The following is a 16,530-nucleotide window of genomic DNA, read 5'->3' on the forward strand; positions in this document are numbered from 1 at the left end:
AAAGGAGAATTTCTTTGAAAAAAATCACATTAGCACAAGAAACCGCAAACGAAATTATTATTAAAAAATCAAGATTTATTACCACGGTTAAACGGGTGCAGACAGAAGCCGATGCGCAAAATTTTTTATTAGGTGTAAAAAAAAAGCACAACAAAGCTAATCATAACTGCAGTGCTTATATCATTGATGGACTACACCAGCATGCTAGCGATGATGGCGAGCCTAATGGTACAGCTGGCGTTCCCATGTTAGAGACATTACAAACACTGCAATTACAAAATACAATGGCCGTTGTCACCCGCTATTTTGGCGGCATTAAATTAGGCAGTGGCGGCTTGATTCGGGCTTATCGCAAAAGTGTTAGTGCGGCCATAAAAAAAGCTGGACGCGTTCAAATCGTCCAGCAACAACAAATTACTTTTCTTTTAACCTATAAACAGTTTGACCAAATCCAGCACTGGCTAAACCAGCAACCTGTAACTATTGCAAACACTAGTTACACTGACCAGGTTCAACTAACATTATTCATTGATCACAATTTAGTTGACCAATTTTTAACGGCCATTAACAACCAACTTAATGCTCAAGTTACTAGTCAATTAGGACCCTTGGCCCCGCGCGAAGTTCCGTATCCTTTTAATAAATAAAATATCATTTTATTCAAAATTAATCATCTTTTTTTAAATCATCTTTTTCCAAACGCTTAACTATTTTTTGAATAGCATGTAATAATGGCTGGCGATTTTCACCAACTAAACCAATGGATTCCACAAACAATTCTAGGCCAATTAATACCGCAATCGTTAATAAAACACTGCCCCAAAAAGATGAAACTGGATACAACAAAGCAATAAATGAAAAGACTAACGATAGCCCATAAATAACTAAAACTGTTTGCCGATGGCTTAATCCTAACTGCATCAAACGGTGATGTAAGTGATGGCGATCAGCCTGAGAAATTGGCTTATTATTTAAAAAGCGTCTGAGCATCGCATATACGGTATCACTAATTGGTACTCCTAGAATGACAATGGGAATCACTAAGGAAATAAACGTTACATTTTTCAAACCCTTTAGCGAAAAAACTGAAATCATAAAACCAATAAATAAAGCACCAGTATCACCTAAAAAAATCTTAGCTGGGTGAAAATTATGCGGTAAAAAGCCCATTAATGAGGCCACCATGGCAAAAATCCAAATGGTAATGTAAGTATTGCCAATTGTAGAAAAGAAATAGCCAATAACTCCCATCGTAAATAATGCGATGATGGAAACACCAGTAGCTAAACCATCTAATCCATCTATCAAATTAACGGCATTCGTAATGGCTAAAATCCAAAAAATAGTAACCGGTAAACTGAGCCACCCCAATTGAAATGATCCCACAAAAGGTAGCACCACATAAGTCATCTTAATACCTGCCAAGAAGTAAACTACCAATGCTGCAATCAAAATACCAAACATTTTTTTCATAGGTTTTAATTCACGAATATCATCAATTAATCCCGTTAAAAGAATAATACATTCAGCTAAAAACACACTAAATAACTCATGTGTAGGAAATTGTGCCCGTAATAAAACAAAGGTCGAAAAATTAAAAGCCAGAAAAATAGCTAATCCGCCGACCGTCGGCATTGGTTTTTTATTAATTCTGCGCGCATTAGGATTATCAACTGCACCTAATACCAAAGCCAATTTACGCACAAAAGGAGTGATTACTGCTGCAATAATCATTGTTAAAACTAATTTTACAATCACACTCAACATAGTTGGTAGCTACCCCTTTCACATACAAAGGAAATTATAATAGTTGCTCAACTTGAATACAACTTTTATTAGTGAATTTTTTCCTTAAAAAAAGCTTATGCCTTATTTAGCATAAGCAATTTTACGAGTTTCTCGAATGACCGTTACTTTAATATGTCCCGGATATTCTAATTCTTTTTCAATTTTATTGCGAATTTTGCGTGATAAAATCGTTGCTTGATTATCAGAAATTTGTTCAGGCTTAACCATAATCCGAATTTCACGTCCGGCTTGGATTGCATAACTATGATCAACGCCATCATAACTATCAGCTATATCTTCTAATTTTTCTAACCGATGGATATAATTCTCCATTGATTCTGAACGGGCTCCTGGACGTGCAGCAGAAATTGCATCTGCTGCTGCCACCAAGACCGCGATCATTGATTGTGGTTCTACATCACCATGATGAGAAGCAATTGTGTTAATCACTACTTTAGGTTCTTTGTACTTCGTCGTAATGTCAACACCAATTTCCACATGTGATCCTTCAATCTCATGATCTAATGCCTTACCAATATCATGTAATAATCCTGCTCGTCGCGCTAAAGTTTCATCTTCACCTAATTCAGCTGCCATTGTTCCTGCTAATTTTGATACCTCAATTGAATGATTGAGAACATTTTGTCCATAGCTAGTCCGAAAATTCAAACGACCAATAATCTTAATTAGATCAGGATTTATGCTATGAATGCCTAAATCATACACAGTTTGCTCACCTAATTCGCGAATTCTAGTATCCATTTCCTTGCGAGATTTATCAACCATTTCCTCAATTCGAGCGGGATGAATTCGACCATCTGAAATTAATTTCTCTAAAGATAGTCGAGCAATCTCACGCCGAATGGGATCAAATCCACTCAGAGCCACTGCTTGTGGTGTGTCATCAATAATCACATCAATACCTGTTAACGACTCTAAGGTGCGAATATTGCGACCCTCACGGCCAATAATCCGCCCTTTCATTTCTTCATTTGGAAGAGATACTGTCGTAACAGTCGTTTCCGAAACAGTATCAGCAGCACTTTGCTGAATAGCATCTACAATAATTTGTTTCGCACACTTATTGGCATCTTGCTTAGCTGATTCTTCACTACTGCGAATTAAACGTGCTTTTTCTTGAACTAAATGTTCGTCAACTTGCTTTAAAAGATAATCACGAGCCTGCTCATGAGTCATGGCTGCAATTTCTTCTAATTTAGTTTGTTGCTGAGTTAAGGTAGAAGAAACATCTTTAGTCTGTTGTTCTAATTGTTGTTCTGTAGTATCAATCTTTTGTTCACGCTTTTCTAAGGAATGTTCACGTTGATCCAGCGAATTATCCTTTCGATCCAAAGTTTCCTCTCGCTGCAACATGCGATTTTCTTGCCGTTGTAACTCTTTTCGGCGATCACGTAAATCATCTTCTTGTTCTTGACGATATTTGTGACTTTCCTCACGTGCTTCGACTAATGCCTCTTTTTTAGCAGCTTTCGCAGTTTTTTTAGCATCAGCTATGATTTGTCCTGCTGATTGCCCTGCTTGCTTTAAACTTTTTTCGTAGACATTTTTTCTAACCAAAAAACCAACTACAGTACCAATAATTAATAACCCCAGCGCGACTATTAGGGTTGTAAAAATAACCATAAAATCCCTCCAGCCACACTAATGACTTTGATGTTGAAATAAAGATGATTAATTCAAAAAATTTAAAAACTTGCTTTCAATTGAACAAGAACCCTTATTCCAACAACTTTTTATTTTATTGATACCTTTATAAAGCAATCAATTGAATCTGAAATCATTTTCCAACAAAAGTTAATATGTCATAAACTACATCAACACCAAAGTACTGATATTCTGAAAATAGATTAGGACAATAAGATTAAAGTTCGTATTCTATCGCCAATTAAACGAACATTAATTAATTATTGCGTTTCAAAAGTCAATGTTCCAGTTTTATCTTATTCAAACTAATAATATTGACATCCGTAAACGATTTTTCAACACCTTTAAAGAAATTTTTTATTTGATCAAGCTGCTTACAAATCAAGACTTCTTTACGATAAGAATTCATAGTTTTCTAGTCCTCCATCAGAAGCAATTCACGCGACTGGGACAATCAAACTAACACTCATATTTCATCTATAGTTACACGAACATTAATTCATTAATACGTTCAAGAAGTAAAAGCTGGCATCTAACTTGGCACTAAGCTTTTCAATGTTTATTATCATAGCCTCTTAAATTACGTTTCAAAAGATAGCAATCTAACTTAACAAAATTAAATCTTGTAAATCAAATTCCAACTTGGAAATTTAATCTGAACAATGTTCAACTGTTAAACGACTTTTATCTTAGCTCTTCTTGTTCACTTTCATTTCTAGTAAACAACAATAGCAATAAATTTAAGAGTAGCCGACACACAATAATTGTTTTTAAATTCTAAAATTGATTTCACTTGAAATAGATTACTTTGTGAACTACGTCGGTACTGATGTACCGAGCTTCTGGGGACAAGTAGTTTGTCTAATCTTTATAATACAAACTGGATAGTGACCACTTTATCTTACCAAGGCTTGTCCCAAGCCTAATTTTTTATTACTATTAGAACTCTTGGTTTTCAAGTTCCAACTTAAATGTTAACACATTTAAGTTTATAAGCAATTCATCACGTCCTTAAAAGGACGTGTTTCCTTGCTCGTTTTCAAAAATCAGGTACATATTAATATTATTGTTTATTGTGCAAACTGTCAACGAATGTTTACTTAATCTAATTAAAAAATTAAGTAATTAAAAAACCAACCGGCTCAATATCTCATCCAGTTGGCAAATACAGTTACAAACATTATTTATCTGTTAAATCTAAATCAGTTTTTACGACAGCTTTATTATTAGCATTGGAATTTTCTTTAACAGTGTTAGCATTATTAGATTTTTTTTCTTTACCATCGGTAACTTCACTGTCAGATTTAGCACTGGCATCCATTCCATAAGCTTGCCGCACTTTTTGCTTAACTTCTGCTTTCATATCAGGATGTTCATCCAAATATCCTTTAGCATTTTCACGTCCTTGACCAATCCGCTCATTTTGATAAGAGTACCAAGAACCGCTCTTATTAACTAGTTCTTTATCAACAGCCATGTCTAAAATTTCACCAGTCTGAGAAATTCCGTGACCATACATGATATCAACTATAGCCAACTTAAACGGTGGCGCAACTTTATTCTTAACCACTTTAATCTTAACTTTATTACCGATTACATCAGAGCCATCCTTAATTTGTTCGGAACGCCGAACTTCTAACCGAACAGTAGCATAAAATTTCAAAGCACGACCACCAGGTGTGGTTTCGGGATTTCCAAACATCACACCTACTTTTTCACGAATCTGGTTGATAAATAAAGCAATTGTTTTGGTCTTATTAATATTCCCCGACAATTTTCGCAAAGCCTGTGACATCATCCGCGCTTGCAAACCAACATGTGAGTCCCCCATCTCACCATCAATTTCAGCACGCGGAACTAATGCAGCTACTGAATCAATTACTAAAATGTCAATGGCTCCACTTTTAATCAACGCATCAGCAATTTCTAGTCCTTGTTCACCAGTATCTGGCTGTGATAAAAGTAAATTATCAATGTCAACCCCTAAAGCTTTTGCATATTCTGGATCCATTGCGTTTTCAGCATCAATATAAGCGGCAGTGCCACCATTTTTTTGGACTTCAGCGACAGCATGTAAAGCAACTGTAGTTTTTCCTGAGCTTTCGGGACCATATATTTCAACAATTCGGCCGCGCGGATAACCACCAATCCCTAAAGCATTATCTAACGCCAACGAACCACTGGAAACAGAAGAAATCTGGGTTTGCGGACTTTCTCCCAAACGCATAATTGCACCCTTACCAAAATCTTTTTCAATTTTTTTCAGTGCTTTATTAAGGGCTTCTTTGCGACCTTCTTTTTCGTCTTTGTTATCTTTAGCCACCTAAAATACCTCCATATCGAACACTTGTTCTACTCACTAATAATTATAACTGATCGTTGACCATAATAAAAGCTGCAACAACACTTTTCTGGCGAATAATTTGGCGTGAACCTTGAAAATTAAATTTCTGTGCTTTCACCAAAGTCGGTGTCTTAATCCCAATAAAAACTGTCCCCGGAATTTGTCCTTCCAAGTTATCAGGTCCAGCCACCCCGGTCAAACCAACACCAAAATCACTGCCAATAATCTCAGCACTTTGTTGAGCCATCTGCTGTGCTGTCCAAGAACTAACTACGCCAAATTTTTCTAATAATTGGTGATCAATTGCTAATAGTTTTGCTTTCATTGCCAATGAATAAGTTACAAAACCGCCTGCAAAGATTTGCGAAGCTCCAGGCACCTGCGCTAAAGTAGCTTGAAATAAACCTGCACTTAAACTTTCAGCAGCAGTAATAGTTCGCTGCTTTTGTTGCAGTTGATGAACAACCTGCACAATTAAATCTTGATAATTTGCCCAATCAAACTGGGTTGGGTTACCTTGCTTATTCCAAAAATCCGTCACCATATCAGTCATAAAAATCCCCCTCGTCAAGCAATTTTACCGCTTCAAATAATTTCTAAATTAAGCATTGAACTAAAAATTAACTTAGCATTATTTCAGTTTTTTCAGATTCAATCTATCATACTTTAATTACAAAATTAAACACGAAATAATTTTCAAAGTAGTAAAAACGCCCCTAAAATTATGGGACGTAGTAAATAAACTTTATTTAAAATCTGTATAAAATTGGCGATTCTGCCACAAGTAATCCCAAGCTGAATAAACCGTAAAAATCAAACAAATATAAAGCATAACTAAACCAAACGGAACATGCCAATAAGCAAAAATTGGATCTTTTAACAATAAGAATACAATGGCTAACATTTGCGTTGTGGTCTTAATTTTGCCAGGCATTTGTGCTGCCATCACTGATCCCCCCTGTTCAACAATCAAGAGCCGCAATGTAGTGATTAATAACTCCCGGCAAGCAATAATGGCTACTATCCAAGCGGGAGCTTGATGATTAGCTGCTAAATAAACAAAAGCGGTTAATACCAGCATTTTATCAGCCAGTGGATCCATATACTTGCCAAAATTCGTTACCAAATGGTGTTTGCGCGCAATTTTACCATCTGCTAAATCTGTAATTGAAGCAAAAACAAAGATAATTGTTGCAATTAAAGCTTCCCAAGTAATATTAGCTCCTAAAAAATTCAGTTGTCCCAAATTAAAATTGATGGACATAAAAATCATAAACACTGGGATTAAAACAATCCGCAATGACGTTAATTTATTGGGTAAGTTCATGTTATATCTACTCCTTAATTTCCATTGTATAAGTGTGCACTGTTCCGGTCTGGTTAGCGGGAATTGGGACAGTTTGATCATTAATAGAAACCTTGGTTACTAAAGCATTGCCCGTCTGCACTTGAAATTGTTTCAAATTGCTATCCAACTGAACACTTCTTTCTGAATTAGGATTTAAAGCTCCTTGCCAAATTGTTTGATTATTAGCCCGAACAGAAATCCAAGCCTGGGCAGAAGTCGTTTGTATCTTCACTTGGTGTTGATTTTGCTGAGACCAATTGTGAATGTCAAAATGATCAACGGTATTATCATTAGCCTTAATAGTTAAATTGTCAGTTTCCTTCTTATTAGCAGCAGGATGCTTTTTCTTAACAGTAGCTTTTTTAGGCTTAGATTTTTTATGAGTATCAGTTGTTTGTTCTACTTTTTGATTTGATGTGGGAATCGGATTAGAGTTTTGTTGATGAACTTTTGCAACCACCAAGCAAATTAAAATTACAATTATCAAAACCACAGTTAAAATCATTAATTGTGGCCAGTGTCTTTTTAAATTCAGGGCTAGAGATTCTTTTTTAACTGTTGGTTGTTGAGTCGGTTGTTCTTCAGGCTGAACTTTTGGAATTTCTGCTTGATATTCTTGAATTAATTCTTGACTATCTAATCCCACACTATCAGCATACTGCTTTACAAAAGCTCGAACATAAAAATCTCCCGGTAATTGATCAAAATTACCTTCTTCAATCGCCGTCAAATACCGTTTTTGAATTTTTGTAATTTTTTGCAGATCATCAATTGTATAGCCTTTTTCTAACCGAGCATCGCGTAATTTATTACCTAAGTCACTCATTACTAAACCACCATTATTATTTAAATTTGAAATCTTATCTTATTTTAGCCAACCACCAGTTACATACAACGTTTGACCAGTTAAATATTGTGCTTTGGGTGATAAAAGTGTCTGTACCCAATAACTCAAATCCTGTGGTTGAGCCATACGTCCCATTGGAATATCAGTAATCAATTGTTCTTTGGTCTCCGGTGTTAACATTTGATTCATTGGAGTTTGAACTGCCCCCGGAGCTATGACATTCACTGTTATTCCTAAGCTAGCAACCTCTTGGGCATACGCCCTAGCAAAAGCTGATAAAGCACCTTTAGTTGTACTATACATAACTTCTAAAGCACTGCCTTGAGCACCATAAACAGAACCAAATAAAATAATTCTGCCATTACCACTTTGTGCTAACTTGGACTGTAATTGTTGAATTAACCGTAATGGAAAAACAACATTAACTTGCAATATCTCTTGCATTTTTGCCAAACTAACTTGGTCAAATAACTGATAATTGGTAATTCCTTGTGCCGCAATTATTGCATCTAAGCTAAAGATATTATCAACTATTTGTGCTGTATTTTCAAGCTTATTGAAGTCTGCTGGTAAAATAAAAAAATCTTGTTTAGGAAATTTTTGATTCAAAATCACTTGTTGTTCTTGTAATTGTTTAATTTGTTGATTACCTTGCAGATATAATGACCATCCAGCTTGCGCCAAATCTTCAACAATTGCCTGACCAATGCCACCACTAGCGCCTAAAACCAAGGCCCACTTCATTTAATTCATCTCCGGTAATAAATAAGTAATTGTGGAATTGCTAAATTGAAAAACTTGTGGAACTAAATTTTTTAAAGCTGTTACAGAAATTTGATTAATTAAGGGCAACATTTGATCATAATTCAATCCATAAAACGCTAACTCCGCTGATTCCGTGGCTAAGTTTTCCATATAGTCTCCCGCAAATAAATAACTGCCTAAACTATCCGTTTGAACGACTTTTAGTGCTTTCTGCGTTAATTCTGACATAAATTCTTGGTTTAGTAAATAAGTTTGAAGTTGTTCTGCTAAAATTTGTGGCTGAGCAGTTTGTGCGCTAATTAAAATAAAAGCGTACTGTCGTTCAACAATTACACTATAACCAAAACTATCATCAATTAGTTGTTGTTGCTGTAATTGTTGACGCCACTGTGAAGTTTCTCCTAAAATTAATTCTAGCAATAATTCCAATTGATTTTGTAAAATAATCATCTGGGGTAAATCATATTGATCGGTAGCAATTCTAAAACCCAGCATTATTCGAGGTCGCTGTGTTTTAAAAGTAACTTTTTGCTCATTTTGAACGGGGAGCCACTGGGGTTGCATTCTCAAAGTTGGTTTGGCCAAACGGTGCGCAAAATCTTGAATCGCCGAATACGTAGTAAAAATGTTAGTTAGTTCCGTTTCTAATTGCACTGGATCAAGTGCTCCAGCTAAATAGATTTGCATATTTTTAGGAACATAATATTTTTGATAGGCAGCTAAGAGATTAGTAGCGTGAATCTGTGCAATTGAAGCCAAACTTCCAGCAATATCAGCAGCAATGGGATCTTGTGGATACAAATTTTTCAAAGTGGTTTGCTCCAACAGCCAATCGGGATTGTCAGCATACATTTGAATTTCTTGGGCAATAATTTTTTGTTCCTGGAAAATATTTTCTTCGGTAAAATAAGGCCGACTAATCAAGTCTAACAAAACTCCTAAATTCTCCGCCACGTGGTCGACAGTTTGAAAGAGATAAGCAGTTTTAGTATAACTAGTAAAAGCGTTGGAACTAGCACCAAACTTGGCAAAAGCCTGTGCACTATCAAATCCTGGTTTTGCAAATAACTTATGCTCCAAAAAATGAGCCGTACCAGCAACACTAGTTTGTTGCGCGTTAATTTTTGAATCAATAGAACCAAAATCGACCATCGCCAAAGCGTAAGTTTGATTAAAGTCTGGCTTAAGAATGGCCTTAATCGGTAACTGTAATGGATTATTAATGGTTTGAATGTTTAGAAGACTCATTAGTTATCACCTATTAGTTGGTATTGTGCTGCTAATTTCAAATTACGAGCTAGTTGTTGAACGTCACTGATTTTGACGGCCAAAATCAGCTGCTGATATTGTTGATCAGACCAGATAATCCGCTCATTTAAAGCCTTCATTAACAAACGATCCGTTTGCCGAACAATACTATCAGAATCAATTAACCGCTGTGTAATTAATGCTACTTTGGCATGTTGTAATAATTGTTCATTGTCTTGACTGCTTAATTGCTCAATTTGCTGTTCGAGTAAGTGAATTAATTGGTCAATTTGTGCTGCCGAAACTCCAGCTTGAATGGTTACAATTCGCTCTAAAACATTAACTGAACTATAAATTGAATAAGCTAAACCATTTTTTTCACGAACATTTTGAAAAAGTAACGACTGATCATCACCGCCAAGCATCATGTTCAGGACTTGCCAAACTGCAGCAGAAAAATTGTCAGGTCCCTGATATGCTACCGCCACTTGACTTTGCTGAATGGCTTCATGTTTTTGAACAATTGGTGGCTGTTCACTAATTTTAATTAAACTAGCAGTATCTAGCTGGTCATTTTCCCGGTCAGTACCTAAAAAATTCAATTGCTGGAGCCAATTAGTTAACAATTTCTCTGGCGGCATCCCTACTAAAGTAATAATTAAACGTTCATGTTGCGTTAATTCAAAATATTGTTTGGCCACTTGGCTCGCCGTGATTTGTTGCAATTGTTGTGACGACCCAAAAGCTGGTATTTGCAAATTACTTGGTGCCAATAATTGTTTCAGTGCTAATCTAGTCCGCAACTCATAATTATCCTGTAAAGATTGATATAAGTTAGCTAAATTAATTGTTTCCTGTGCAAAAGCGGTAGTGGCAAATGATTGTTGTTGCGCATCTAAATTAGGAGCCGCAATTAAATCTAGTAATAAAGCTAACGCTGGTTCAAAAAGTGCTTTCGTTTGAAAAGCTTTGGGTGCCGTTAAAGACAATGACAAAATATTTAAATTTTGAAAAATCGTCGTGCGCCCATTAATTTCAGCACCATATAGTAAGGCTAACTGTTCTGCTAATTTAGCTTGTGTTGGATAATGCTGGCTGGAACGTTGCAATAAATTAGCTAATAAATGTCGCGTAGTGGTCAAAGAACGCCGTTGGGGCGCAATAAAATTAAATTCACACCGAAAAACTTGAAATTTATCAATGGGCCACCACCATAATTCAACTCCAGATTGTACTTGGATCATTTTGGGTTCAATCATTTTTTCTAATATCCTCAATTTCTGGTCGCTCAATTAAAACTTTCCGTGACTTGGAACCTTGAGCTGGACCAACAATTCCTCTGGCTTCCATCGCATCAACTAGACGGGCAGCGCGATTATAACCAATTTGAAACCGACGCTGTAACATCGAAACACTAGCCTTTTGTTCGCGTGCCACTAATTCAACCGCCGCTTGCCAATATTCATCATCAACTTGTTGACTCGGTGCAGTTTTAGCATCACTCGGCAACAATTGTTCATCATAGTTAGCACTTTGTTGTTGTTTAACAAAAGCCACGACTTTTTCAACCTCACTAGTTGAAACATAAGCCCCTTGAATCCGCGTTGGCTTGGCTTGCCCAATTGGCGCAAATAACATATCACCACGGCCTAATAACTTTTCGGCACCGGGTGAATCTAAAATTGTCCGTGAATCAATGTTACTGGATACTGCAAAGGCCATTCGTGAAGGAATATTAGCCTTAATCAAACCAGTAATAACATCCACTGAAGGACGTTGAGTAGCTAAAATTAGATGCATACCTGCTGCTCGCGCTTTTTGAGCCAAACGCACGATAGAATTTTCTACTTCCCGTCCCGCAACCATCATTAAATCTGACAATTCATCAACCACAATAATAATGTAGGGTAGTTTAGCTTTGACAGGTTGTTGTTGATCTTGATTATTTTGTTCTACTGCCTGATTATATTCTTCAATTTTACGATAACCGGTTTTTTCAAATAATTGATAGCGACGTTCCATTTCTTGAACTGCTTTTTGCAGGGCACTATTAGCCTTTTTGGCATCAGTAACCACCGGGATTAACAAATGTGGAATGCCATTATACATACTGAGTTCGACCATTTTCGGATCAATCAAAATCATTTTAACTTCTTGCGGACGAGCTTGCATTAATAAACCAGTAATAATGGTATTAATAGCAACGGATTTTCCACTTCCGGTTGAGCCAGCAATTAATAAATGTGGTAATTGTGCTAAGTCACACATGGCAATTTGCCCATAGACATCCTTACCTAACGGTACCATTAAACTGGCCTTGGGATGTGGCGGTTGATTTTCAATAATCTCGCGAAAGCTAACCATTGATGGATGCTGATTAGGTACTTCAATGCCAATGTAGGGTTTACCAGGGATGGGAGCTTCAATTCGCAAATCTTTAGCCGCTAAAGCTAAGGCTAAATCATCTGCCAAATTAACAATTTTACTAACTTTAACCCCCACTGCTGGTTGAATTTCATACTTGGTAACGGTTGGTCCCAAAGTGGCTTTTTTGACTTCAACTTCCACTCCAAAACTCGCCAAAGTTTGCTTTAATTTTTTTCGATTTTGTTCAATCAGTTCGTATTCAGGAGATTGATCAGTCGGTGGTATCTGCTTTAAAAGTGAAGTACTGGGCAATTGATAATCATCATTTAAGGATGCACTAATAACCGGCGGGTCAATTTCTGCTGGTGCTTTGGGCGGTTGTGGCGTCTCAATTTGAAAATCATCTTCTTCTGGCTTTTTGGTCACTGGTTGTTCTGGTTTTGTTGATTCTTGCATTATTTTAAGTTGTTTGACAGTTTTTTTAGCTGTCTGTTTGACAGGCTGCTGTTGATAGGCATCTTTTAAGTAATTACCCAACCAAACAAAAAATTGCACTACTTTTTGGGCCACTAAAACTACTTGTGCAAATTGTACATTAAAAATCATTAAGCAACCACTAATAACTAGTACGTCAGACAACAAATAGGCCCCTACCGCTGAAAATAAAGTTTCTAAAATCGTTAGTAACCAAGCGCCCAGCATGCCGCCACCAACACTCGTTGCTACTTGATTGACCGCAAAATCTTCTTTTAAAATTCGCCAAGTTATTCTAGAAAAATCACTGCTTAATTGTAGCTGTTTAAATAGTGCAGCGTGCATTAACGTCAATAAACCACAACTCAAAAAAATAATTCCCCACAGTCGTTTCCAACCTAAACGCGGAATTTTCCCCAAAATAAACATGCTCAAACCCAAGATGGTCAACAATACTGCAGCAATTTGGAAGCCATTACCTACTATCATTCGATACAAGTTGGCTAAAAAACGCCCTACTAATCCTAATTTAAAATCAGCTAAAACAGAAATTAAAACTAGGACCAACCCCACCAAATTAAGCACATGATCATTATTTTTTGACTTAGTTTTTTTGGTCTGTTTAGAGCGAGTTTTAGAGCTTCTTTTTTGTGCCATAAGTACTCCTTTCTTTTGATTAACTTTAGATTTGTTTACCTAAAGAAAAACCACCATCAATCGGGATTGTTGCTCCGTAAATATATTTGGAAGCACAACTAGCTAAGAATAAGGTCAACTCTGCAATTTCTTGGGGCTGAGCGTAACGGCCAATAACCGTTTGAGCCGCCACTTTTTGCGCTGTTTCGTCAGCAAAATCACTAGCCGTCATCGCTGTTTGTACCGCGCCGGGAGCAATACAATTGGCACGAATTTGAAAACGACCGTAATCAAAATTCAATTGCTTGGTATAACCAATGATCGCATGTTTACTAGTGGTATAGGCTGCTCCTCCACCACTAGCCATCAAACCAGCAATAGAAGCCATATTAATAATTGATAATGGCCGTTGATGCGCTAAGTTTTGTGCAATTACCGCGTTGCAAATCAAATACATACTTTGTAAATTAGTTGTTAAAACCTGCTGCCATAAAGTTAATGAAGTCTGTAACGAGGGCGCATATTGGTCTAAAATTCCCGCGGTATTACACACAATATCCAATACTGGCAAAGTGGTTAATAGCTTTTGTAATTCAGAAACTTGCGTGACATCTATTTGTTCAAACTGGAAATTACGATCAGTAAAGTCCGGTACTGCTTGATCCAGGCCGATCACCTGACAACCTTGGGCCAATAAGAGTTGACATTGACTTTGGCCAATCCCACTAGCACAGCCTGATACTAAAGCAACTTTTTGTTTTAAATCGGGATAAATCGCACTCACGAAACAATCATCCAATCTGTAGCTAAAATATCACAATCCGTTGGTTGAAAAACGGATAGTGCTGGTGTTTCTGTTGTCTTAATCAGAAAATACGGCGAGACCGCCTCTCCTTGATAAGTGGGATTGACAGCTAAAAAGATATATTCCTCACTTCCCTGCCAATTTTGACGAATCACTTTTTGTCCCTGCTTTAAAGCGGTCAAAGCTTGTTCAAATGTCATTTAATTTCTCCTTTATTAAAATCAATTCGTAAAGTTAATAAATTAATAATGAGCGCACCTAAAATCATCGAAATAATTTCCCCAATTGCAACACTTCCCCAAGTTAGCCAAAAAGGTGCCTGACTAACTAAGTGTAATTCTAAGGCCACTAACGCCGTTCCAGGGATTTGCATCAGCGTTGCCAACAAATATTTAAACCCTTTATTTTGCACGCGGTGACCAAAATACCAAGTTAAACTAGTTCCTAAAAAGGTCCCAGCCGTGCCAAAAAAAATATCAATAATTCCCAACGGTGAAAACATATTTGTTATAGCACAACCAATTGTTAAAGCCAAAATGTACCGTTTGTTAAAAGCGGCTAAATGATTAAACAATTCAGCTAAGCGAATTTGAACCGCGCCAAAACTCCATGGTGCTAAGACCAAAGAAATTACCACGTATAATCCAGCAGCAATTCCGGGAAACGTCCAATCTTTTAATTTATTCATTTTTCTTCATCCTTAGTTTTTTTTAATGGGATTTCGCGAACCATCACTATTTATGATATTAAAAAAGTAGTCCCAGTACCAGCTCTGTTCACTACTTTTTTCGGATAATTTATTTTATTTTATTATTTTTTTAAAGTTTTCAGCAAAAAGAGCAAGCTTTGCGGACGTAATTGCCAAATTAGTCCGCTGTAAATCATCATGCCACCAATAACTTCGAGCAATAACGTTCCTAAATTAAAAGGCAATTTAAGATGTAATGGATAAATCACCAGAAACATGATGATCCCCGCCACAAAAAACTTCCAACAATCTCCAAATAATTCACGTAACGATACAAATGAATGAACTGCTGCTAATTCATAAAGTAAAATTCCTAATTCAGCTAAAACTGTTGTCCAGACTGCCCCAATTTGCCCCCAGTATTTGACTAACAAAGGATTTAAAATCAAGCTAATGAAAGCTCCGACCAAGATTGCTCTAGTATAAGTTGCCGTCTGATTAGTTGGAATTAGATATTGATTGCCTAAAACATTTTCCCAGGCAATAATTACAATAATGATGACTTCCACAAACATCAATTCCACCACTGCTTGATAAGCTCGACCCAAGAAAAAAGGAATAAATTTAGTTGCAATAGCAGCTAAACCAAACATAATTGGCACCGATAAGAAACTAATGGCATTAAAAAGTAAACACAAGTAGCGTTTAATTTTAGCCTGATCACCGTGAGCATACATTTGGGCAATATGAGGCAACATGACAGTGCCTGTCGCTGTGACAATTGCCAATGCCAAGCGAACAATACGATCAGCATAGTCAAACATGCCCGCTGCAGTCACGGATATTAAAACACCTAAAATGGTTTTATTTAACGAAGTATATAAAGAGACCGAAATCTGCGGAATGAAAAACAATAACGCTTGCTTCAAATGTTTACCAAATTTCAATGGATCAGCGGGCCAATGAAGATATTTTTTTAAATAAGTAAACATCGATAAATTGCCTAACAATTGAGAACCAGAGGTAATTAGGATATAGAGATTCACATCAGTTTTCGCTTTAACTAACAGAAAAATCAGGCCTAGCGAACACAATTTCACAATAAAATTCCGCATCACCGTGACTTTAAAATTTTCGAGTCCCATGAAAAACCAGGAAATATCAAATGCGGTGGCAATAATTAACAGTGATTGTGCTAGATAAGCAGTCAAGTATTGATGCTGGAACCACAATAAACTGCTAAAACAGAGTAGCGCTATTAAAGTCGTTCCTAGACGTAAAATAAAAATTTCCCAAAAAGTTTGCGCCAACTGCCGGGGATTTTGCCGCTGATAAGCCACTTCCCGATTGCCATAAACCGAAATACCCAAAGCTGCTAACAAAACAAAATACTGCGTATTCGAAGCCGTAAAAGCAGCAATGCCCGAACCTTTCGTACCTAAGGTTCGAGCAATATACGGCATCGTCACCAAAGGAATTAACAAGACAAATACTTGATAAATAACATTGTATAAATAATTTTTCAGCAACTGCATTAATTATCAATCTCCAAAAT

15 protein-coding genes are annotated in these 16,530 nt (G+C 36.6%); 1 reads left to right on the top strand and 14 read right to left on the bottom strand.

What is annotated here, in order from left to right; all coding sequences use genetic code 11:
• The first annotated feature begins 14 nt into the window (after positions 1-14).
• A complete protein-coding gene (locus AC3B7A_RS01895; protein ID WP_489756063.1) occupies positions 15-647 on the top strand; it encodes a YigZ family protein in 633 nt (210 codons plus the stop codon).
• 19 nt (positions 648-666) lie between these two features.
• Here AC3B7A_RS01895 and AC3B7A_RS01900 read toward each other — a convergent pair whose 3' ends face one another.
• From AC3B7A_RS01900 to AC3B7A_RS01965, 14 genes are all read right to left on the bottom strand, one after another.
• Positions 667-1,767, bottom strand: coding sequence for a glycosyltransferase family 4 protein (locus AC3B7A_RS01900; protein ID WP_489756064.1), 1,101 nt, complete (start codon positions 1,765-1,767; stop codon positions 667-669).
• Positions 1,768-1,869: 102 nt separating this feature from the next.
• Positions 1,870-3,432 (bottom strand): ribonuclease Y, encoded by a 1,563-nt coding sequence (gene rny, locus AC3B7A_RS01905; protein ID WP_489756065.1) that lies wholly within the window; start codon positions 3,430-3,432, stop codon positions 1,870-1,872.
• A gap of 1,201 nt (positions 3,433-4,633) precedes the next feature.
• Complete coding sequence (gene recA / locus AC3B7A_RS01910; protein ID WP_489756066.1) at positions 4,634-5,776, bottom strand: recombinase RecA; 1,143 nt, start codon at positions 5,774-5,776, stop codon at positions 4,634-4,636.
• 43 nt (positions 5,777-5,819) lie between these two features.
• Positions 5,820-6,350 carry a nicotinamide-nucleotide amidohydrolase family protein gene (locus tag AC3B7A_RS01915; RefSeq protein ID WP_489756067.1) on the bottom strand — a complete coding sequence of 177 codons (531 nt, stop codon included), beginning with the start codon at positions 6,348-6,350 and terminating at the stop codon, positions 5,820-5,822.
• Between the two features lie 192 nt (positions 6,351-6,542).
• A complete protein-coding gene (gene pgsA / locus AC3B7A_RS01920) occupies positions 6,543-7,124 on the bottom strand; it encodes a CDP-diacylglycerol--glycerol-3-phosphate 3-phosphatidyltransferase (protein ID WP_489756068.1) in 582 nt (193 codons plus the stop codon).
• Positions 7,125-7,131: 7 nt separating this feature from the next.
• Positions 7,132-7,971, bottom strand: a complete 840-nt coding sequence (locus tag AC3B7A_RS01925; RefSeq protein ID WP_489756069.1) for a helix-turn-helix domain-containing protein — start codon at positions 7,969-7,971, stop codon at positions 7,132-7,134.
• Between the two features lie 39 nt (positions 7,972-8,010).
• On the bottom strand, positions 8,011-8,736 hold the full coding sequence (ymfI, locus tag AC3B7A_RS01930) for an elongation factor P 5-aminopentanone reductase (protein WP_489756070.1): 726 nt from the start codon (positions 8,734-8,736) through the stop codon (positions 8,011-8,013).
• Positions 8,737-10,005 carry an EF-P 5-aminopentanol modification-associated protein YfmH gene (yfmH, locus tag AC3B7A_RS01935; RefSeq protein WP_489756071.1) on the bottom strand — a complete coding sequence of 423 codons (1,269 nt, stop codon included), beginning with the start codon at positions 10,003-10,005 and terminating at the stop codon, positions 8,737-8,739.
• Complete coding sequence (locus AC3B7A_RS01940) at positions 10,005-11,264, bottom strand: M16 family metallopeptidase (protein ID WP_489756072.1); 1,260 nt, start codon at positions 11,262-11,264, stop codon at positions 10,005-10,007. The genes yfmH and AC3B7A_RS01940 overlap by 1 nt, the downstream gene beginning before the upstream one ends.
• Positions 11,257-13,503, bottom strand: coding sequence for an FtsK/SpoIIIE family DNA translocase (locus tag AC3B7A_RS01945; RefSeq protein ID WP_489756073.1), 2,247 nt, complete (start codon positions 13,501-13,503; stop codon positions 11,257-11,259). Before AC3B7A_RS01945 ends, AC3B7A_RS01940 begins: the two co-directional genes overlap by 8 nt.
• Positions 13,504-13,528: 25 nt before the next feature.
• A complete protein-coding gene (locus AC3B7A_RS01950; RefSeq protein ID WP_489756074.1) occupies positions 13,529-14,266 on the bottom strand; it encodes a 3-oxoacyl-ACP reductase in 738 nt (245 codons plus the stop codon).
• The gene (locus AC3B7A_RS01955; RefSeq protein WP_489756075.1) at positions 14,263-14,487 is read right to left on the bottom strand and encodes a DUF2829 domain-containing protein; all 225 of its coding nucleotides are present in this window, start codon (positions 14,485-14,487) and stop codon (positions 14,263-14,265) included. The genes AC3B7A_RS01950 and AC3B7A_RS01955 overlap by 4 nt, the downstream gene beginning before the upstream one ends.
• The gene (locus AC3B7A_RS01960; RefSeq protein WP_489756076.1) at positions 14,484-14,975 is read right to left on the bottom strand and encodes a QueT transporter family protein; all 492 of its coding nucleotides are present in this window, start codon (positions 14,973-14,975) and stop codon (positions 14,484-14,486) included. Before AC3B7A_RS01960 ends, AC3B7A_RS01955 begins: the two co-directional genes overlap by 4 nt.
• Before the next feature lie 122 nt (positions 14,976-15,097).
• Positions 15,098-16,510, bottom strand: a complete 1,413-nt coding sequence (locus tag AC3B7A_RS01965; protein WP_489756077.1) for an oligosaccharide flippase family protein — start codon at positions 16,508-16,510, stop codon at positions 15,098-15,100.
• Between the last annotated feature and the right edge of the window lie 20 nt (positions 16,511-16,530).

The organism is Bombilactobacillus sp. ESL1202 (genome assembly GCF_058107125.1).

Bases quoted from the DNA above. Each gene is read 5' to 3' on its own strand.
- AC3B7A_RS01900 (WP_489756064.1), bottom strand. From the start codon at position 1,767: ATGTTGAGTGTGATTGTAAAATTAGTTTTAACAATGATTATTGCAGCA.
- rny (WP_489756065.1), bottom strand. From the start codon at position 3,432: ATGGTTATTTTTACAACCCTAATAGTCGCGCTGGGGTTATTAATTATT.
- AC3B7A_RS01915 (WP_489756067.1), bottom strand. From the start codon at position 6,350: ATGACTGATATGGTGACGGATTTTTGGAATAAGCAAGGTAACCCAACC.
- pgsA (WP_489756068.1), bottom strand. From the start codon at position 7,124: ATGAACTTACCCAATAAATTAACGTCATTGCGGATTGTTTTAATCCCA.
- AC3B7A_RS01925 (WP_489756069.1), bottom strand. From the start codon at position 7,971: ATGAGTGACTTAGGTAATAAATTACGCGATGCTCGGTTAGAAAAAGGC.
- ymfI (WP_489756070.1), bottom strand. From the start codon at position 8,736: ATGAAGTGGGCCTTGGTTTTAGGCGCTAGTGGTGGCATTGGTCAGGCA.
- yfmH (WP_489756071.1), bottom strand. From the start codon at position 10,005: ATGAGTCTTCTAAACATTCAAACCATTAATAATCCATTACAGTTACCG.
- AC3B7A_RS01940 (WP_489756072.1), bottom strand. From the start codon at position 11,264: ATGATTGAACCCAAAATGATCCAAGTACAATCTGGAGTTGAATTATGG.
- AC3B7A_RS01945 (WP_489756073.1), bottom strand. From the start codon at position 13,503: ATGGCACAAAAAAGAAGCTCTAAAACTCGCTCTAAACAGACCAAAAAA.
- AC3B7A_RS01955 (WP_489756075.1), bottom strand. From the start codon at position 14,487: ATGACATTTGAACAAGCTTTGACCGCTTTAAAGCAGGGACAAAAAGTG.
- AC3B7A_RS01960 (WP_489756076.1), bottom strand. From the start codon at position 14,975: ATGAATAAATTAAAAGATTGGACGTTTCCCGGAATTGCTGCTGGATTA.
- AC3B7A_RS01965 (WP_489756077.1), bottom strand. From the start codon at position 16,510: ATGCAGTTGCTGAAAAATTATTTATACAATGTTATTTATCAAGTATTT.